The following is a 17,723-nucleotide window of genomic DNA, read 5'->3' as shown; positions in this document are numbered from 1 at the left end:
GCAGAGGCAGAGGCAGAGGCAGAGGCAGAGGCAGAGGCAGAGGCAGGACGCGGCATGGTGAGGGCCACCGTTGCGGGGAGTGAGGCGATCGCTGGTTTAAAAAAGCGGGAGGGGCAAACTATGAGGCGGAGATGACAAAAATGAACGTCAGCACAGAGGGATTGTTTACCCTTTAGATAGCCAGTTACGATCATCTAAAGGGTGTTTTTACGTAACAGGCTTTAATCCACGATGTAGAGTTTGGCGCCCGTCTGAGTGGAGGAACGGTGCGGCTCGGCATTGTCAGCCACATGGTAAGACTGTCCCGGTTCCAGGGTGAAGCGGCGGCCGTCTTCCAGTTCGGTATCCAGCCGGCCTTCCAGACACAGCAACATATGGCCCTTTACGCACCAGTGGTCGGCCAGATAGCCGGGGCTGTATTCCACTATGCGTACGCGAATGGGGCCAAATTGCTGGGTGCGCCACAGGGCCATACCTGTTTCGCCTTTGTGTTCTGTAGGAGTAATGTCGGACCAGTTAACGGTGCAAAAGGGTAGGTTCTGAATATCCATGCTTGCGGCTCGTGAGGAGGAATGACGTTTATAGTAGGCCTCTTTGCGAGGCTTGGTTTGTTGCCTTACTGATTCTTCCTGATACAGGCAATTTCAATTTAGAAATTTGCTGACGTCACAAACGCAGAGAGATCAGGAATACTCGCGCTCAACAGGGGCTTGTCATGGCACTTGTACTGACAAAAAGGGGAAGCGCATGAGTCTGTCTCAATCAACATTATTCGCACGGCACCGTGGACGGTGGGGCGTGCTGGCCGTTGCCTTGTTGCTATCAGCTTGCAGCAGTGTGCCTCAACAATCGGCACAGCGTGAGGCGGTCTCAGCGGCAGCCCCACAAACGGCCTCGACTTTGGGTACGCAATGGGGAGAAGGGCGTGAGTCACGGGCCTATTCGGTTCAGGCTCAGCGCGTCGAGCCTCTGCGTGATGAGCTGCAATTAGCCTATTCCGATGAACGCAGTATTCGCCAGGCTTTGGGCCAAAATCTGGATGCCCAGCGCAGCATTTTGCTGGATCAAGGCAAGGTGGAATTGTCTGTGCATGATGGGCGCGACGCACCTTTGACAATTTTCAGCAGCATCGGGCAGAAAAACTATCAGCTGGCGGGTAAAGCAGGGGAACGTTACGTCCTGGTCTATACCAATCGCAGCGCTACGCCTTATGAAATCATCACCACGGTAGATGGTCTGGATGTCTTGTCGGGCAAACCGGGCAGCCGCAGCTATAACGGCTATCTCTTGCAGGCCGGGGCCGTCTTGCGTATCGAGGGCTTTCGTAAAAGTGCTGACGAAGTGGCCGCTTTTCGTTTCTCGGGCAAGGACCGGGCTTACGCGGCGAACACTCTGGCGGGTGACAAACGCAATATCGGTGTGATCGGTACGGTGCTTTACGAAGTACGCCCGGTGACTCCGACTCAAGCTACCGTGCCGTCGCCCAATCCTTTTCCTGCTGACAAAGGCAATGGGCAATACGCGCCTGCGCCGCGTTATTAAGACTTGACCGTTTCCTTCGGCAAAAGAGCAGTCGGATTTTGACGAAGGGACGAAAGATATTCACGCAAATATCAGGGCTCTTAGCGGGAAATTACGCGCTTGGAGCCCTGCAATGACTCTGTTAAGGTGTGCCAGGATTAGCCACTTTGCAAGGACAGCGCGTGCCGCCAGAGTTGATCCATCCAGAGCATTTTGTCCACGTACGCATCATCATTGGCATGGTGCTGGGTATCAGCATTTCCAGACTGATCGTAGGCGTCTCTGAATTCATCCAACACCCCAAAGCCAAGCGTGTCTATCCCATTCACTTGGGGTGGGTGCTGTATCTGTTCCTGACGATTATCCATTTTTGGTGGTATGAGTTCAGTCTGGTGAAAGTGCAGGTCTGGTCCTTTCAGCTGTATTTTTTCCTGATTTTGTATACCTGTGTGTTTGCCATCATGGCGTCCTTGCTGTTTCCGTCCAATATGGAGGAATACCGCGGTTTCGAGGATTATTTCCAGACCCGGCGGCGCTCGCTTTACGGCTTTTTTGTGCTGATTCAGCTTATGGACCTGGTCGATACAGCCATTAAAGGAAAAGAGTATTTCTTGTCGCTGGGTGTGGAATACCCCTTGCAGCAAGCCGTGTTCATTGTCATGGGCCTGATCGCCATGGTGGTGCCCAGCAAGCGCTATCAGGCGGCCTTGGTGGTGCTGACGATAGTCTATAAAGGGCTGTGGATTTTCCGTTTGTACGATATTTTGAATTGAGTCAGCCGCTCGTTTTTTCGGGTTCTATCTGTCCTTAAAGGCGCAACGGTTTTCTCCGGCTGCGCCCCTTTCGTCTAGCTTGTCCGCATTTCTCTTTAGCTCCTGCCCGGTCAAATGGGGCATGGATAGGCTATAGGGCGGTCAAACATCCGCTTTAGCAGATCTGTCATTAAGGCTGGGCTAGAATCGCTTTTTTAGTTGTGTTCTTGGAGATGGTGACGACATGAGTGGCTCCTTTACTTTTGTGGTGATGTTGGCGTTCTTGGCTGTGGTCGTGGTGATGGCTGGGGTCAAAGTTGTGCCTCAGGGCCAGCAATGGACGGTCGAGCGCTTTGGTCGCTACACCCGCACCCTGACACCCGGCTTGTCCTTGCTGGTGCCTTTTATGGACCGCGTGGGCCGCAAGCTCAAAATGATGGAATCCGTGCTGGATGTTCCCTCGCAAAATGTGATTTCCCGCGACAACGTGGCCGTGACGGCTGACGGTGTCGTGTTTTATCGCATCGACAATGCTGCCCAGGCTGCCTATGAAATTGATCACCTGGAAATGGCGATTGTGAACCTGACTACCACCAACCTGCGTTCGGTCCTGGGTTCGATGGAACTGGATCACATGCTGTCCAATCGCGAAGTGATTAACGATCGCCTGCTGGCAGCGGTGGATGCAGCGACGACACCTTGGGGGGTGAAAGTTACCCGCGTGGAAATCCGTGATTTGAATATGGCTCCCGAGTTACAGGAAGCCATGAATCTGCAGATGACGGCTGAGCGTCATCGTCGTGCTGCCGTGACCAAGGCCAGCGGCCAGAAAGAAGCCGAAGTGCTGCAAGCCGAAGGGGAGAAGCAAGCGGCTGTGTTGCGTGCCGAGGGTGAAAAGCAATCCGCTATCTTGCGTGCTGAAGCGCGTGAGCGTGAAGCCGAGGCCGAGGCCCGTGCAACCCGCGAAGTGTCCGAAGCCATCAAGAGCGGTGATGTACAAGCCCTGCAATACTTTGTGGGCCTGAAGTATGTGGAAGCCTTGCGCGATGTGGGTACGGGCCCCAATAGCAAGCTGGTGCTGATGCCTTTGGAGGCCAGCGGCATTACCGGTGCGGTGGCAGGTGTGACCGAGCTGCTCAAGACCACCGGCAGCAAGTTGGGACAAGGCTAAGCGGTTAGCTGGAGGTGCTGATCTTGTCATTCATTTTTGATTCCTTTTGGTACTGGCTGGTGTCTGGCGTCGTGCTGATCGCTGCCGAGGTCGTCATCTCTGGCGTCTATCTGCTGTGGCTGGGCTTGGGGGCTTTGACGGTGGGCTTGTTTGCCGCCGCCTGGCCGGATGCTCCCTCCTGGTTGCAATGGCTGATTCTGGCCGTGGCCATGTTGGGGTGGGTGGTCGTTGGTGTGCGTTGGCAACGGCGCAGCCGGGCCAATCAGCCTGATATTTTGAATACCGGCTTGAGCGCCTATGTGGGGGCTCGCGCGCAGGTCAGCGAAAGTTTTGTGAACGGCCGGGGGCGTATTCGGCTTAACGATAGTTATTACAGTGCCACAGCGACCCAAAATCTGGAGCAGGGCACTGCGGTTGTGGTCTTGGCGGTGGAAGGCGCTGAAATGCGTGTTCAGGCTGTTGAGTAAGAGAAATAGTAGGGTATGGAACAATGATGAACAATCGCTATGGCAAGCTGGCTTCTTTGGTATATCACCTGGACAAGCCGGTAGGACGCTCTTTCGGTGATGTGGAGTACTACCTGGAGCGCTTGCAGGGCACAAGTGGGCCCATTCTGGAGCCCGCAGTAGGTACAGGGCGCATTCTGATTCCCTTGCTGCAGGCGGGGCTGGATGTGAATGGCTTTGACCTGTCTCAGGAAATGCTGGATTATTGCCAGCGTGAACTGGAATTGAGATCCCTGAAGACCACGCTTCAGTTGGCAGGTTTTACGGATTTCATCGCAGATCGTCCTTTGGAGGCGATTGTGGTGCCAGCTGGCTCTTTTCAGCTTCTGGATTCGTTTGAGCAGGGCATTGCTGCGTTAAGCCGTTTTCACGCCAGCTTGAAACCAGGTGGGCGGTTGTTGCTGGATCTGGACCCGGTGGCGGCGATTGTGAGTGTGCAGTCTGGTATGCGGACCTGGTCAGCTCCTCCGCATGGACTGATTACCCTGAATGCCACCGCCCTGGAAAAAGACTACTGCGCCCAGGTGACTCGCGAAATGCATCGCTACGAGCTGTGGGAGCATGGTGTCTTGTTGGAAACCCAGCTGGAACAGTTCTCGCTGCGGTGGTGGGGCGTTCAGGAACTGAGAATGGCACTGGAGCAGTTGGGGTTTGGCGAGATCGTCATTTCTGGCGGGTATCAGTATGGCAAGACGCCTCAGGATACTGACGGGATTATTTCGTTTGAAGCGCGCAAGTTGTAAGACTGGGACTGGGCTTGGAGCCAGTAATCGTATCAGTGTGGTGGCTAAGGTGGAAACCGTACGCGATATGAGCAATGGCATAGGTTCATGCGTGGATACTGGTACCGCAACCGCAACCGCAACCGCAACCGCAATTGCAGGATTGCAAGCTGCTGGGCTTGGATCCGGACGACGGATTCTTTCAGCCCTATCTGCTTTTATATTGGTTCTACTACCTGTATTCAGCCCCATCGCACAAGGGCAAAGCCTGATACAGGATGAACAAGGCTGGGTTTATGTGAATGAAAGGGGCGAAGCAGTTCTGCGTCCCTTTATTTACGACAACGGCCCTGATTACTTTGAAGAAGGTCTGGCCCGTTTCGTCGCCAAGGGGAAGATGGGCTTTCACGACCAGTCACTGAAAATCTGGATTCCGGCCCGTTACGATTTCGCCTTTCCTTTTGTGGATGGCAAAGCCAAGGTCGGCATGGATTGCAAGCTCATTCCACACGGTGAACACCATTCAGTTCACTGCCAGCACTGGGAAAATATTTCCAATCCTTTGACAGCACCAAAAGATCAACCTGAAAACTAGTCCGTGCACAGTACACTGCAGTACAGAATTTATCCGGAGAACACGATGAATAAATGGGGAATCCTGGGACTGGTCGGCGTCTTGGCTGCTTGCGCCAATCAAGCCTCGACACAGTCACCCGTGGGAATTGCCAATCCGGCCTCGGCTTATTGCGTGGAGAAGGGCGGGCGTTTGGATATCGTCAACACACCAACAGGGCAAGTGGGCATGTGCACCTTGCCGGATGGCACGGTGATCGAGGAGTGGGAGCTGATGCGCCGTGACCACCCTTCGGCAAAGTCCTGATGCCAGATCATAAAAGCCAGCTATTTGCTGGCTTTTATATTAGCGTTCGATACGGACCTCAAAGTACGCTTCGGACTCGCCCAGATCACGAAAGCCATCACTCATGGCGCGCGTGGCGGCGGCAATCCATTTTTTGGCCAGGGCAATGTCTTCCCCGGACAATTCCGTCTCTGCCGTTTCTTCGGCCAGTTGCCACGCTCGATAGGCCTGGACCACGGCCTCCGGGCCTTGCATGACTTTTTCTAAGCTGCGGCGAAAACGCTCCTCAGCCTCGCGGCGGCCGCGTTCGGTGATATCGGAAGGAGCGTCGTGCAAAGTGATGGTATAGGACATGATGCTTCTTTTTGCTGTATGGATGAACAGTAATTTAGCATGTCTTTTTATCTTGAGCCAGATTTTTTTGATGTCTGTTGCATCAACTATTAGTCGGCTTCTTCTGCGCCTCCAAACAGGCTGAAAAGATGTGTGCGCTTGTTCGACTTTGCACGACTGGCCCAGCTCTGATTTTCCACCATAGACTATCGGCTTGCGCCCGTGGGTATACTGCTCCAAGCAGATTCATGCTCTCTTTTTTCATGGCCGAGGTTCAGGGTGCAGCTTGTAGCGATTGGCAGTATTACCGTTGATATTGTGGTCTCAGGCATGCCAGCCGAGCTGGCGCGTGGTGACAAACAGGAAGTGGGCTCGATCGACTTGTATCCAGGTGGTGGGGCGCTTAATGCGACAGCGAGCTTCATGGAGCAAGGAGAATCGGTTCGCCTGCTTGGGGCACTGGGTCGAGACGGCCTGGGTGATCGTTTGCGTGCACATATCGAGCAGTTGGGGATTGATGTCAGCAGCATGCAGGTCTGTTCTGATCAGCCCACCGGTAAAGCCATCGTTCTGGTTGAACCGTCCGGGAGTGCTTCGGTGCTGGCACGACGTGGGGCAAATGCCTGCCTGCGTGTTCAGGCTCAAGATCTGCAAGCGGACCTGATTTATGTGGCTCCCTTGGCCTTGCAGCCTATGGAAAGTTTAGCGCAGGCCTTGGCAGACAGAAATGATACTTCGGCCTGCCTGGTAGTGAATCCCAGCGTGGCGTGTTTGCAGCATCAAGGTCAGGGATTCAAGCAGGTCTACGCACGCGCAGATGTGCTGGGCTTGAATGCAGTAGAGGCCCAAATGCTGGCAGGCGTTCAGGGTGCCGATATTCAGCTGGAGCTATCGATTCAGGAAGCGTGCGAGCTGGCTACGCGTCTGCAACACCATTCTCAACAAGCCTTGCTGATCACTTTGGGTGTCCAGGGGGCGGTGTTGGCTGTTAATGGTCAGCAGTATGTGGAACCTGCGTGCAAGGTGGCGGTGTGCTCAACGGTGGGGGCAGGAGACGCCTTTTTATCCAGCTTTGCCCTGGCCTGGAAAAGGGGGCTGGAGCCATCAGAAGCCCTAAAGTTGGCTAGCCAGGCAGCGGCGGCACGATTAGGGCAGTGGGCGGCCAATACCTTTCCGCCCATGTTCGGACAAGACGCAGCGCAAGCTCTGACTTTGTAAGTACCAAAAGCACAGCAAAACAAATCACAAAGGGGAGAGGATATGGCAGCCACTATCATTATTATTGGCTTGTATCTGCTGGTGACAGTCCTGCTGGGAGTCACACTCTGTTATACCCGTCCCAAGACATGGAAGCGTGATACGGCTTTATTAATGATTACCCCCTTGGCTGTCCCTGTGGTTTACGCCATTTTCACAATGCTCAATGGATAGGGGGCAGGCACAAAACGTCTCTTCCTGGCATTTTGTTGCATGTTATGCGCTTTTGCGAAGATTTTTGCCGCAAAAGTAAGCTTATGTAGTCTAATCCTAGTCTTTGTGTTGTCTCTGTGTCGGATCTTGACAATCGTTGACTTCATGTTTTGATGGTGGCCCGCTACCATATTCTCAAGCTTGTTTTAGTTGGGACTTTGGGATGTATGCCATGATTAATGCCTCGAATCTGATCGATTATGTACCTATGGTATTAATGCTGGCTGGCTGCGGTATTTTGGGCTTTATTTTGTTGTCTTTTTGGCTGCATCGCTCTTGATCTACACCCAGCCTTGTCGTGCTTTGCAATAAAGCACCGATATTTACGCTTGATTTCAGCAGCTTCTTTTACCTGCCGTGTTGCTTTTGTTGCACGCTTGCCTTCGCACACTTTTCATATCAAACAAGTGTAGTAAGCTACTTCCACGATCTGTTTCGCGACCAGCGCTTGAGGGTTTTAACCCTGCGCTAACAGCAGACGCGGCCTGGACAGTCTTCATCTCGAATGATTTGTCAGGCATCAGCAAACATCAGGTCAAGGAGAAGGAAATCATGTTTTTCCGCTTAGTTTCTGCCTGTGCAGGTTCTTTGATGTTGTCGGCATGCGCCAGCTCCCCCCAAACGGCCACCAAACCAGTCGGGCAGGCCAATCTGGCTTCCAGTTTTTGTCAGCGCATGGGCGGGCAAACCATTGTTCATGAAAGTGGACGTGGTGCCTATGGAACCTGCTTGATGAAAGATGGTTCGGAATCCGAAGAATGGGCCTTTTACCGTAGCTGGTATCCCCGGATGGACTGAATTCTTTGCCAAATGTGGTTTTTGTGGCGATACAACGCCGCGATAGCGGGCGAAGGTGATAAACTTATCCAATCAAATGTGTTATTTGGGAAGCAGAATCTTATGAACTCAACGCGAACTACCCGTCGGCAGATCTAGCCGTGGCCGCGTAGCGTTTCGTTTGCTTTCCAAGAACGTTCAATTCAAAAGCGCGGCTTTTTCAAGGCCGCGTTTTTTATTTCAGGAAGTGTTATGGTCCGAATCACACTGCCCGATGGCTCCCAGCGAGAGTTTCAGGGCCCGGTTTCCGTCAGCGAAGTGGCGAACTCGATTGGTACTGGCTTGGGCCGCGCCGCCCTGGCTGGCCGTGTCGGCACGCCCGGCACCGAGTCGCGTCTGGTGGACACCTCGTATGTGATCGACCAGGACAGCAATTTGGCCATCATTACCGCCAAGGACGCTGACGGTCTGGATTTGATTCGTCACTCCACTGCTCACTTGCTGGCTTACGCGGTCAAGAGCTTGTTTCCGGATGCCCAAGTTACCATCGGCCCGGTGATTGACAACGGCTTTTATTACGACTTTTCCTACAAGCGTGCCTTTACGCCCGAGGATCTGGAAGCCATTGAAAAGAAAATGGCGGAACTGGCCAAGAAAGACGAAGTGGTTACCCGCGAAGAGTGGTTGCGCGACGATGCCGTCGAGTTCTTCAAGAGCATTGGCGAGGACTACAAGGCAGAGATCATTGCCTCCATTCCGTCCAACGAGCCGATCAGCCTGTATCGCGAAGGCGATTTCATTGACTTGTGTCGTGGCCCTCACGTGCCATCTACTGGCAAGCTGAAAGTATTCAAGCTGATGAAAGTAGCCGGGGCTTACTGGCGTGGCGACAGCAATAACGAAATGCTGCAACGCATTTACGGGACTGCCTGGGCGACCAAGGAAGATCAACAAGCTTATCTGACCATGCTGGAAGAGGCCGAGCGCCGCGACCACCGCAAACTGGGCCGTGAGCTGGATCTGTTCCACTTCCAGGAAGAGGCCCCTGGTCTGATTTTCTGGCATCCCAAAGGTTGGGTGATCTGGCAACAGGTCGAACAATACATTCGCCGTGTCTATCAGGACAATGGCTACCAGGAAGTGAAAGCACCGCAAATTCTGGATTTGTCGTTGTGGAAGAAAACTGGCCACTGGGACAACTACGCTGAAAACATGTTCACGACTGAGTCGGAGAATCGTGTTTATGGCTTGAAGCCCATGAACTGCCCCGGTCACGTGCAAATCTTCAATTCCGGTCTGCATTCCTACCGTGAACTGCCTATCCGCTACGGCGAGTTCGGTCAGTGCCATCGTAACGAACCCTCGGGTGCCTTGCACGGCATGATGCGCGTACGCGGCTTTACCCAAGACGATGGCCATATTTTCTGTACCGAAGACCAACTGCAAGACGAGTGCGCTGCCTTTACTGCTCAGTTGCAAGCCGTCTACGCGGACTTTGGCTTTACCGAAATTCTGTACAAAGTGGCTACTCGCCCAGAAAAGCGTATCGGTGACGATGCGGTCTGGGACAAGGCTGAACAAGCCCTGATCGAAAGCTTGCGCCGTACCGGCTGCGAGTTCGAGATCTCGGAAGGCGAGGGTGCTTTCTACGGTCCGAAGATTGAGTACACGCTGAAAGACGCCATTGGTCGTCATTGGCAGTGTGGCACCATCCAGGTGGACTTCTCCATGCCGGCCCGTTTGGGTGCCGAGTATGTGGATGCCCAGGATCAGCGCCGTGTGCCTGTCATGTTGCATCGTGCTATTTTGGGTTCCTTTGAGCGCTTTATCGGCATGCTGATTGAAAACCACGCCGGTGCCTTGCCTGCCTGGTTGGCTCCCGAGCATGTGGTGGTATGCTGCATTTCCGAAAGTTCAGCCGATTATGCTCAATCCGTGGCGCAAAACCTGAAGAAAATGGGATTCCGTGCCTCCTCTGATTTGCGTGGTGAAAAAATCACTCGTAAAATCCGTGAGCACAGTATGCAAAAAGTGCCCTATATTCTGGTCGTGGGTGAAAAAGAGCGTGAAAACGGCGCAGTCGCCGTGCGTGCGCGTGGTGGCGTGGACTTGGGCGTCATGCCAATAGCCGATTTTTCAGCACGATTGAAGCAAGAGATCGATAGCCGTCAGTAAAACAGGAACGCTATCGTTTTTATCGACATTTTTAGGAGTTTTCGACATCGCAACCGAGAAAAAACATCGCATCAATGGTGAAATTCGTATTCCAGAGGTGCGACTCATTGGAGTCGAGGGTGAGCAGCTAGGTATCGTCAAGGTGCCTGATGCCTTGGCAATGGCAGAACAGCATGATGTGGATCTGGTGGAAATCGCCCCTGCGGCTGTACCACCGGTGTGCCGTTTGATGGATTACGGCAAATTCCGCTATCAGGAACAGAAACGCCAACAAGAAGCCAAGGCCAAGCAAAAAATCATTCAGATCAAGGAAGTCAAATTCCGTCCCGGTACGGACGAAGGCGACTACCAGGTCAAGCTGCGTAATGTGAAGCGTTTTATTGATGATGGCGATAAGGTCAAAGTGACCTTGCGTTTCCGTGGTCGTGAAATGGCTCACCAGGAACTGGGTATGCGCGTACTGGAACGGATTCGCGACGAAGTCAGCGAAATCTGTCAGGTTGAGGCCATGCCCAAGCTGGAAGGCCGTCAAATGGTCATGGTCTTGGCGCCTCGCAAGAAAGCGTCCTGATACTCTTGCACGATACTGCCTGGATCCGCCCAGGAGCATTATGCGTCGCTCGACTCGCTCCCAAGTAGGGGGTCGGGCACAATCGCCTTTGCAGCCCGGCTGCAAAGGCGTTTTTCTCTAGGTGTCATATGCACGTTTTATTCATCATTGATCCCTTGCCCAGCCTGTCGGCTTACAAGGATTCCTCCGTTGCCATGATGCGTGCATTTCTGGCGCGTGGTCATCGCGTCAGCGTGACCTTGCAGTCTGATTTGTACATTTCCCAAAGTCGGGTTCGTACGCGCAGTCAGGCTGTCAGTATTGCTGCCGATGCCGATTTGCGTGCGCCTTCGTGGTGGACACATCCCGAGCCTGCCACCGAGCAGGAATTGAATGTCTTTGATGCAGTCATCATGCGCAAAGACCCGCCTTTCGATATGGAATACTCCTATTCCACGCACTTGCTCAGTTTTGCGCAGGAGCAGGGGGCCAAGGTATTCAATTCAGGCGAGGCTATTCGCAATCACCCTGAAAAACTCGCTATTACCGAATTTCCGGAATTTACCCCACCCACCTTGGTCACCCGTGACATGGCCCGCTTGCGCGCCTTTCACCAGGAATACAAGGATGTGATCGTCAAGCCGCTGGATGGCATGGGCGGCATGGGTATTTTCCGTCTGCAAGATCCCGAACCCAACCTGGGTGCGATTCTGGAGACGCTGACAGCCAATGGTACGCAAACCATTATGGCGCAGCGCTACATCCCTGAAATCGTCAAGGGTGACAAGCGCATCCTGATCATTGACGGCGAACCTGTACCTTACGCCCTGGCTCGCATTCCCCTGGCCGGCGAGACACGCGGCAATCTGGCCGCAGGTGGTCGCGGGGTTGCTCAGCCCTTGTCCGAACACGACTGGCACATTGCCCGTACCCTGGGCCCTGTGCTGGCCGCACGTGGCTTGCTGCTGATTGGTTTGGATGTGATTGGTGACTACGTCACGGAAATCAATGTGACCAGCCCAACCTGTTTCGTTGAAATTACTGAACAGACCGGCTTTGATGTTGCACAGCGTTTTGCCGAGGCCGTCGAAAAAGCGACGGGACGCGCGTGATTCGCCTTGCCTTGATCATGCACGAGCCCCTGGCCAGCGCGTTTGCCAGCTGTGCCGAGCACGTCCTGGGCGAAAAGCCAGATCTGTTTGTCTTTGACATTCAGGCCGACGAATGCACGGATACGGCGGTGGACCGCTTGCTGGGGCAGTTGCAAACGCAAGCGCCGGACTCGCCCGCCACACTGATACTGTGTGATCTTTACGGTGCCACCCCCTTTAACGTGGCACGTCGAGTCCAGCAAGCTTTGCAAGATCAAGGGCAGGGCGCTTATTTATTGACCGGCACCAATATGTGCATGGTGTTGAAAGCCTTGACCGAGCGACGTGACAATCCCGAGCAGTTCGCTCAGGATGTCATGGCAGGCGCATTGCGTGGCATTGTTCACGCCGACTGCCATTGCTAATTTGAATTTTCACTTTCATTTTTCCAGTTGCCCCTATGCCTAGCGTATCCATCACGATCAGTAATAAATTAGGTCTTCATGCACGGGCAGCAGCCAAGCTTACCCAGTTGGCCGGCCGTTATAGCAGTGAGATTTTTATCGCGCGTGGCTCTCAGCGCGTGAATGCAAAAAGTATCATGGGTGTCATGATGCTGGCCGCCGGAATGGGGGTCACTGTGGTTGTCGATGCCCAGGGTGACGATGCCGATCAGGCCCTCAATGATATTCAGGCGTTGTTTGACGCCAAGTTTGGTGAAAACGAATAAGGAAGAAATCTGGTCATGAATAGTGCTGCAGCTCGAACCCCGGCGTCTGATTTGTCCGCGATGTTTACCGCTCAAGGTCAAGCAGTCGGTAAGGGGTACGCCATTGCCAAGGCCGTGGTAATGAGCGCAGCAGCACTGGAAGTCCCTCATTACCGGATTGCCGCCGAAGACGTCGATTCTGAAAGCCAGCGCCTGCTTAGCGCCATGGCCAGTACTCGTGACGAACTTCGTGCCATGGTGGACCAGCTGCCTGTGGATGCACCACGCGAGCTAGCTCCTATCTTGACGGTGCACAGTCTGCTCCTGGACGATCCCATGCTGACGCAGCAAACCTGCGCCATCATTGCCGAGCGTCACTACAACGCAGAATGGGCTCTGACCTCGCAAGGTCAGATGCTGGTTGAGCAGTTCTCCCAAATGGAAGACGAATACCTGCGCGAGCGTGGTGCTGATGTGCGCCAGGTTATCGAGCGCGTATTGCGCGTTCTGGCAGGCAAGCCTGCTTTGCTGCCTGGTTTTTCAGCCGCTCAGGAAGAGCCGCTGATTGTGGTAGCACGCGATATTTCCCCGGCAGATATGCTGCGCTTGCGCGGTGGTCATTTCGCCGGTTTTCTGACGGATTTGGGTGGGCCCACCTCGCATACAGCGATTGTAGCTCGCAGCTTGAGTGTTCCTGCTGTAGTGGGTTTGGGCAGCTTTCGCAGTCTGATACGCGATGGCGACTTTCTGATTGTGGACGGCTTCTCGGGTGCGGTAATTGTGAATCCGTCGGAGCAAGTGTTGGCCGAATACCGGGAGCGTCAGGAAGCTTATCGTCGCGAACGGGCTGAACTGGAAGAGTTGCTGGATGCGCCAGCGATGACGCTGGATGGGATTAACGTCCGCCTGGAAGCCAATATCGAGCTTCCCGAGGAGGCGGAGCTGGCTTTGAAAGCGGGCGCCGATGGCATTGGCTTGTTCCGCAGCGAGTTTTTGTTCATGGGACGCACGGATTTGCCTTCCGAGCAGGAACAGTACGAAGCGTACTCCCGTGTAGTAAAAGCCATGAAGGGCAAGGTCGTCACTATCCGTACACTGGATATTGGGGCCGATAAAACCCTGGATGGAGATGCCACGGTAGCGACTAACCCGGCCTTGGGCTTGCGTGCAATTCGCTACTGTCTGGACAGGCCCGAGATGTTTGCCACCCAGCTACGCGCCTTGTTGCGTGCCAGCTTGCATGGACAAATCCGTATTTTGATCCCCATGATTTCCTCCATGAACGAGGTGCATGCCAGTCGTCAGGCTATTGAGTCGGCAGCTCGGGAACTGGAAAAATCCGGTACCCCATTCGCACGCAACTATTTATTGGGGGCTATGGTGGAAGTGCCCGCCATAGCCATTGCCATTGAGCCCTTTGTACAGGAACTGGATTTTCTGTCCATCGGCACCAATGACTTGATTCAATATGTTCTGGCTGTAGACCGGGGCGATGCCGAGGTTGCCAGCCTGTACGACCCCATGCACCCCGCCGTCTTGCGTTTGATTGCACACACGATCAATGCGGCTGATCGTGCTGGCAAACCGGTGGCGGTCTGTGGGGAAATGGCGGGGGATGCTTCGGTGACTCGCATGTTGCTGGGGCTGGGCCTGAAAGAATTTTCCATGCATCCGCAGCAACTGCTGGATGTGAAAAAAGAAGTGCGCCTATCGCATTCCAATGCCTTGCGCGTGAAAGTGGCCAGTGCCTTGAACCGTGCCGAGCGCATCGATCTGGCTACCTTAGCCGCCTAAGTAATTGAAAACAGGCCAATTTAGTTGGCAAATATGTAACAAAGCCCAGCTGTAGTCCTACGAGGGATTCCATTTGTAACAACGTATCTGGACCTGTTCGCTCTCTAGATGCTTGTTGTTAAAGGGTTTGTCATGAAGCTTGAGCTATATCGTCAGAATAATTGAAATCAGGATTTACACTAATAGATTGGTCTGTGTGCTCAGCACCGATAGAATGGCTTCTAGGGGAGTTGTAACATACCCAAGGCCGAGCCGGAAGTCGCACCAGGCATCGGCCCATTCTATCTAGCGACCTTGGAATAGTAGGAAGGAAATCTTATGAAACTGACTCGTGCTCATTTTGCTGTCATGGCCGCTGCTGCTTCGATGACTCTTTTGGCTGCGTGTTCCAAAGAGGACGACAAAGCCGCTACGAGCGCGCCACCTGCTCCTGTCGCTGCTCCACAATCGACAGCACCTGCCACTCCACCCGCACCAGAGGCTGACAAGTCCCTGGAGCAAAAAACGGAAGAACTGAAGCAGGACGCCGCTAAAGTTGCTGACGACGTCAAAAAAGAAGCAGAGGAACAGAAAGAGAACGCCAAGGAAAATACCCACTCCTTGAAGGAAGATGCCAAGGCTGCTGGCGATAAAGTCGCTGAAAAAGCTGGTGAAGCCAAGGATGCAGTAGCCGATGCTGCCAGCCGTACGGGCGATGCCATTAAAGACGGCGCTGCCAAGGCTGACAAAGCCATCCAGGACAAGCTGGGTAATGGTGTTGACTCCTCGCCATCTTCCGTGCCTTCGGAACAAGCCAAACCTTAAGGCTTGAATAATTCGGCTGATTGTCTGGCCAAATGCAAAAAGCGGGTGCCTTTGGCACCCGCTTTTTCTATACTGCTGGTAGTGTCAATATTTTAAGGAGAGGGACCGTGATTAATCGTAGCGAATGGCTGGAAGATCTGCAAAAAAACGTCTCGGAGCTGATCGCCAAAAGTCCGGCTGCCGATATTGAGCGCAATGTAAAAGCCTTTATGGGTCAGGCCTTCAACCGTATGGACCTGGTTACTCGTGAAGAGTTTGATACCTACAAGCTGATGCTGGAACGCGCACTGGCTCGTGTGGCGGCTCTGGAAACACGTTTGCAAGCCTTGGAAGGGCGGCAAACTCCTGTTCCTCAAGATGGTGACACCTCTGCTCAAGAGGGCAGCCAAGGCTGATCACTTCATTTGAATACAGTCACCAGGCCTGGGGGCAAACAATCGGCCAGCCCCTTTTTTATTGCTGTTTTTCTGGTCTTGACCGGGGTGTGCGCCGCACAACATGTTTGGAAAGTACCCCCGGCCTTGCCTTTTATGCAGCGCGAACTGGGCATGGATCTGGTGCAGGCAGGTTTTCTGCTGGCCAGCGTGCAAATGGCCGGGATGTTGCTGGGGCTATGCATAGGCCTGATCTCCGAGAAAATTGGTCTGCGTCGCTGCATTTTGACGGGGCTGGGTATTTTGAGTCTGGCCTCGTTAATCGGCTCCTTGTTTGAACATAGCGCTCTGGTTTTGTTCGGGCGGATGATAGAAGGCTGCGGCTTTCTGATGGTGGTACTGCCCATTCCCGCCTTGATCAAACGTATTACTGATGCGGCGCGGTTGAGCCGAGTCATGGGCTTGTGGGGCTGTTACATGCCCGCGGGGGCGGTCTTGATGCTGTGGGCTGGCGCTGCCTGGTTGGCAGTTGGCTCCTGGCGTACCTTGTGGGTGGTTCTCGGTGTATTGACAGCCATCTTCATGATTTTGACCTTCCTTCTGGTGCCACCGGATTCTCAGACTCAAACCAGAAGTGCGGCGCAGCATACCTCTGCTCATCGCTGGACCAGACTGCTGCGCACGACTTTAAGCTCCGGCCGGGTTTGGTTGCTGGCTTTGGCCTTTGGTGTGTATGCGGCGCAATGGGCGGCAGTCGTGGGCTTCATGCCCACTATTTACAATCAGGCGCAGATAGCAGTCGGCACTGCCGGCTTACTGACCGCCTTGATTGCTGCTGGGAATGTCGTGGGTAATCTGGGGGCAGGGCGCTGTTTGCATGCCGGTATCCCACCTCATAGACTGCTGCAAGCAGGCTACTTGGGTATGATCGCATGTGCCATCGTTGCGTTCGGGCTGACACAAAGCTTGGTGGTTCAGTTTGTCGCCATCCTGCTGTTTTCGATTGTGGGCGGCTTGATTCCAGCTACCTTGTTCTTCCTGTCGGTCACGGCAGCACCTTCGCCGGAGACCACCTCGACCTCGGTGGGCTGGGTACAGCAATGTTCTTCACTGGGGCAGTTTGTGGGCCCCCCTGTTGTGGCGTCGGTTGTACATGCTTTGGGTGGATGGCAATGGGCTTGGGTCGCGACGGTTGGTTTTGCCGTATTGGGTTTGATCATTGCCTGGCGCTTGTCGCATTTGGGTCTGCCTAATGGCCGTTAGGCCTTGCTCAGATCAGCGCCGGATTAGATGAAAGAGATCATGAAAGAGCCAGCTCAATAAAGCTGGCTCAGTTTTTTTGGAAGGGAAAGCAGCATGCTCGTCAGTAATGTCCAGATCACAAGAGATGAGTTGGCTGATCTTTTGGCCGTTTCCCATGAGTCTTTGAGTTTCGAGAACTGCACTTTTGATGATGAGGATCTGTCGGGTCTGGAGCTGGATGGTGCGCAGTTTTCGGGCTGCAGCTTTTTGAATGCCCGCTTTACACGGGCGCATTTGCAAGACACGGTCTGGCAGCGTTGCAAGCTGGGTCAAGCGGATTTCAGCTTGGCTGATCTCAGTTCGGCGTGTTTTAGGGTTTGTGATCTGCACTTGAGCAAGTGGGTGCGCACCCAGATCGCTTCCTTGCAGATCGAGGATTCCAAGCTAAGCGGTGCTATTTTCAACGAAACCCGTGGTTTGGACCTGAGCCTGCGCGAGTGCAAGCTGGTGGGTGCAACTTTGCGCGCCATTAATTTCCGTAAGCAAAATCTGGTGCAACTGGATTTCTCCGATGCGGACTTGGGCGGCTGCAATTTTCAGGATGCCGTATTTGAAGGCGGCAGCTTGAGGGGCGCCAGCTTGAGAGGGGTGAACTTCAAGGGAGCAGACCTGCGCAGTGTGGAACTGGGCAGCATCACCTTGTACGACTTGAATAACTCTTTCCAAGGCGCATGTTTGTCCGTAGAGCAGGCCGTCCAGCTGGTCAGTTCCATGGGTGTGCAGGTTCAGTAAGACCCTGGGGCCGTACAAGTACGCAGTGATGTTTTAAGGCAGGCATCTGGAGCTTATTTTTCCCGACGGGCAGACTGAATG

At 53.9% G+C, this 17,723-nt stretch carries 22 protein-coding genes; 20 read left to right on the top strand and 2 right to left on the bottom strand.

Annotation, left to right across the window (positions count from 1 at the left end; genetic code table 11):
- Positions 1-221 precede the first annotated feature (221 nt).
- Positions 222-551: a DHCW motif cupin fold protein gene (locus N879_RS03100; protein WP_031232110.1), complete on the bottom strand. Its 330-nt coding sequence runs from the start codon at positions 549-551 to the stop codon at positions 222-224.
- 196 nt (positions 552-747) lie between these two features.
- Between N879_RS03100 and N879_RS03095 the strand changes: the two genes are divergently transcribed.
- From N879_RS03095 to N879_RS03065, 7 genes are all read left to right on the top strand, one after another.
- A complete protein-coding gene (locus N879_RS03095) occupies positions 748-1,542 on the top strand; it encodes a hypothetical protein (RefSeq protein WP_051359098.1) in 795 nt (264 codons plus the stop codon).
- 146 nt (positions 1,543-1,688) lie between these two features.
- Positions 1,689-2,294, top strand: a complete 606-nt coding sequence (locus N879_RS03090) for a hypothetical protein (RefSeq protein ID WP_021446654.1) — start codon at positions 1,689-1,691, stop codon at positions 2,292-2,294.
- Positions 2,295-2,517: 223 nt separating this feature from the next.
- Positions 2,518-3,444 carry an SPFH domain-containing protein gene (locus N879_RS03085; protein WP_009454414.1) on the top strand — a complete coding sequence of 309 codons (927 nt, stop codon included), beginning with the start codon at positions 2,518-2,520 and terminating at the stop codon, positions 3,442-3,444.
- Between the two features lie 14 nt (positions 3,445-3,458).
- The gene (locus N879_RS03080) at positions 3,459-3,911 is read left to right on the top strand and encodes an NfeD family protein (protein WP_009454411.1); all 453 of its coding nucleotides are present in this window, start codon (positions 3,459-3,461) and stop codon (positions 3,909-3,911) included.
- Between the two features lie 23 nt (positions 3,912-3,934).
- Positions 3,935-4,693, top strand: coding sequence for a class I SAM-dependent methyltransferase (locus tag N879_RS03075; protein ID WP_009454410.1), 759 nt, complete (start codon positions 3,935-3,937; stop codon positions 4,691-4,693).
- A gap of 49 nt (positions 4,694-4,742) precedes the next feature.
- On the top strand, positions 4,743-5,267 hold the full coding sequence (locus N879_RS03070) for a WG repeat-containing protein (protein ID WP_235484229.1): 525 nt from the start codon (positions 4,743-4,745) through the stop codon (positions 5,265-5,267).
- Between the two features lie 45 nt (positions 5,268-5,312).
- On the top strand, positions 5,313-5,552 hold the full coding sequence (locus N879_RS03065) for a putative hemolysin (protein ID WP_009454408.1): 240 nt from the start codon (positions 5,313-5,315) through the stop codon (positions 5,550-5,552).
- 39 nt (positions 5,553-5,591) lie between these two features.
- Here the strand turns inward: N879_RS03065 and N879_RS03060 are convergent, their stop codons facing one another.
- A complete protein-coding gene (locus N879_RS03060) occupies positions 5,592-5,885 on the bottom strand; it encodes a hypothetical protein (protein WP_003800394.1) in 294 nt (97 codons plus the stop codon).
- A 258-nt stretch (positions 5,886-6,143) separates the two neighbouring features.
- Between N879_RS03060 and N879_RS03055 the strand changes: the two genes are divergently transcribed.
- The 13 genes from N879_RS03055 to N879_RS03000 all read left to right on the top strand — a co-directional run bounded on the left by N879_RS03055 (position 6,144) and on the right by N879_RS03000 (position 17,642).
- On the top strand, positions 6,144-7,082 hold the full coding sequence (locus N879_RS03055) for a carbohydrate kinase family protein (protein WP_021446651.1): 939 nt from the start codon (positions 6,144-6,146) through the stop codon (positions 7,080-7,082).
- A 42-nt stretch (positions 7,083-7,124) separates the two neighbouring features.
- The gene (locus N879_RS20545) at positions 7,125-7,295 is read left to right on the top strand and encodes a hypothetical protein (RefSeq protein ID WP_021446650.1); all 171 of its coding nucleotides are present in this window, start codon (positions 7,125-7,127) and stop codon (positions 7,293-7,295) included.
- 591 nt (positions 7,296-7,886) lie between these two features.
- Positions 7,887-8,132, top strand: coding sequence for a putative hemolysin (locus N879_RS03050; RefSeq protein ID WP_009454406.1), 246 nt, complete (start codon positions 7,887-7,889; stop codon positions 8,130-8,132).
- 231 nt (positions 8,133-8,363) lie between these two features.
- On the top strand, positions 8,364-10,286 hold the full coding sequence (thrS, locus tag N879_RS03045) for a threonine--tRNA ligase (protein ID WP_009454405.1): 1,923 nt from the start codon (positions 8,364-8,366) through the stop codon (positions 10,284-10,286).
- Positions 10,287-10,332: 46 nt separating this feature from the next.
- On the top strand, positions 10,333-10,857 hold the full coding sequence (gene infC / locus N879_RS03040; protein WP_080584954.1) for a translation initiation factor IF-3: 525 nt from the start codon (positions 10,333-10,335) through the stop codon (positions 10,855-10,857).
- A gap of 128 nt (positions 10,858-10,985) precedes the next feature.
- Positions 10,986-11,948, top strand: coding sequence for a glutathione synthase (gene gshB / locus N879_RS03035; RefSeq protein WP_009454403.1), 963 nt, complete (start codon positions 10,986-10,988; stop codon positions 11,946-11,948).
- Positions 11,945-12,352: a PTS sugar transporter subunit IIA gene (locus N879_RS03030; protein ID WP_009454402.1), complete on the top strand. Its 408-nt coding sequence runs from the start codon at positions 11,945-11,947 to the stop codon at positions 12,350-12,352. The genes gshB and N879_RS03030 overlap by 4 nt, the downstream gene beginning before the upstream one ends.
- Before the next feature lie 35 nt (positions 12,353-12,387).
- On the top strand, positions 12,388-12,657 hold the full coding sequence (locus tag N879_RS03025) for an HPr family phosphocarrier protein (RefSeq protein WP_003800381.1): 270 nt from the start codon (positions 12,388-12,390) through the stop codon (positions 12,655-12,657).
- Between the two features lie 60 nt (positions 12,658-12,717).
- Complete coding sequence (gene ptsP, locus N879_RS03020) at positions 12,718-14,430, top strand: phosphoenolpyruvate--protein phosphotransferase (RefSeq protein ID WP_021446646.1); 1,713 nt, start codon at positions 12,718-12,720, stop codon at positions 14,428-14,430.
- Between the two features lie 318 nt (positions 14,431-14,748).
- Positions 14,749-15,234, top strand: coding sequence for a hypothetical protein (locus tag N879_RS03015; protein WP_009454399.1), 486 nt, complete (start codon positions 14,749-14,751; stop codon positions 15,232-15,234).
- Positions 15,235-15,341: 107 nt separating this feature from the next.
- Positions 15,342-15,629, top strand: a complete 288-nt coding sequence (locus N879_RS03010; protein WP_009454398.1) for an accessory factor UbiK family protein — start codon at positions 15,342-15,344, stop codon at positions 15,627-15,629.
- An 87-nt stretch (positions 15,630-15,716) separates the two neighbouring features.
- A complete protein-coding gene (locus N879_RS03005; protein ID WP_268750655.1) occupies positions 15,717-16,871 on the top strand; it encodes an MFS transporter in 1,155 nt (384 codons plus the stop codon).
- Between the two features lie 93 nt (positions 16,872-16,964).
- Entirely contained in the window at positions 16,965-17,642 is a 678-nt protein-coding gene (locus N879_RS03000; protein ID WP_021446645.1) for a pentapeptide repeat-containing protein, read from the top strand.
- Positions 17,643-17,723 lie beyond the last annotated feature (81 nt).

It is taken from the genome of Alcaligenes sp. EGD-AK7, assembly GCF_000465875.3.
Lineage (GTDB): Bacteria > Pseudomonadota > Gammaproteobacteria > Burkholderiales > Burkholderiaceae_B > Alcaligenes > Alcaligenes phenolicus.
The sequence above is the reverse complement of the archived record's forward strand: the minus strand, read 5'-3'. Positions and strand labels throughout refer to the sequence as shown.

Coding starts and splice junctions, on each gene's coding strand:
- N879_RS03100 (WP_031232110.1), bottom strand. CDS start 551: ATGGATATTCAGAACCTACCCTTTTGCACCGTTAACTGGTCCGACATT.
- N879_RS03095 (WP_051359098.1), top strand. CDS start 748: ATGAGTCTGTCTCAATCAACATTATTCGCACGGCACCGTGGACGGTGG.
- N879_RS03085 (WP_009454414.1), top strand. CDS start 2,518: ATGAGTGGCTCCTTTACTTTTGTGGTGATGTTGGCGTTCTTGGCTGTG.
- N879_RS03075 (WP_009454410.1), top strand. CDS start 3,935: ATGATGAACAATCGCTATGGCAAGCTGGCTTCTTTGGTATATCACCTG.
- N879_RS03065 (WP_009454408.1), top strand. CDS start 5,313: ATGAATAAATGGGGAATCCTGGGACTGGTCGGCGTCTTGGCTGCTTGC.
- N879_RS03060 (WP_003800394.1), bottom strand. CDS start 5,885: ATGTCCTATACCATCACTTTGCACGACGCTCCTTCCGATATCACCGAA.
- N879_RS20545 (WP_021446650.1), top strand. CDS start 7,125: ATGGCAGCCACTATCATTATTATTGGCTTGTATCTGCTGGTGACAGTC.
- N879_RS03050 (WP_009454406.1), top strand. CDS start 7,887: ATGTTTTTCCGCTTAGTTTCTGCCTGTGCAGGTTCTTTGATGTTGTCG.
- thrS (WP_009454405.1), top strand. CDS start 8,364: ATGGTCCGAATCACACTGCCCGATGGCTCCCAGCGAGAGTTTCAGGGC.
- gshB (WP_009454403.1), top strand. CDS start 10,986: ATGCACGTTTTATTCATCATTGATCCCTTGCCCAGCCTGTCGGCTTAC.
- N879_RS03025 (WP_003800381.1), top strand. CDS start 12,388: ATGCCTAGCGTATCCATCACGATCAGTAATAAATTAGGTCTTCATGCA.
- ptsP (WP_021446646.1), top strand. CDS start 12,718: ATGTTTACCGCTCAAGGTCAAGCAGTCGGTAAGGGGTACGCCATTGCC.
- N879_RS03015 (WP_009454399.1), top strand. CDS start 14,749: ATGAAACTGACTCGTGCTCATTTTGCTGTCATGGCCGCTGCTGCTTCG.
- N879_RS03000 (WP_021446645.1), top strand. CDS start 16,965: ATGCTCGTCAGTAATGTCCAGATCACAAGAGATGAGTTGGCTGATCTT.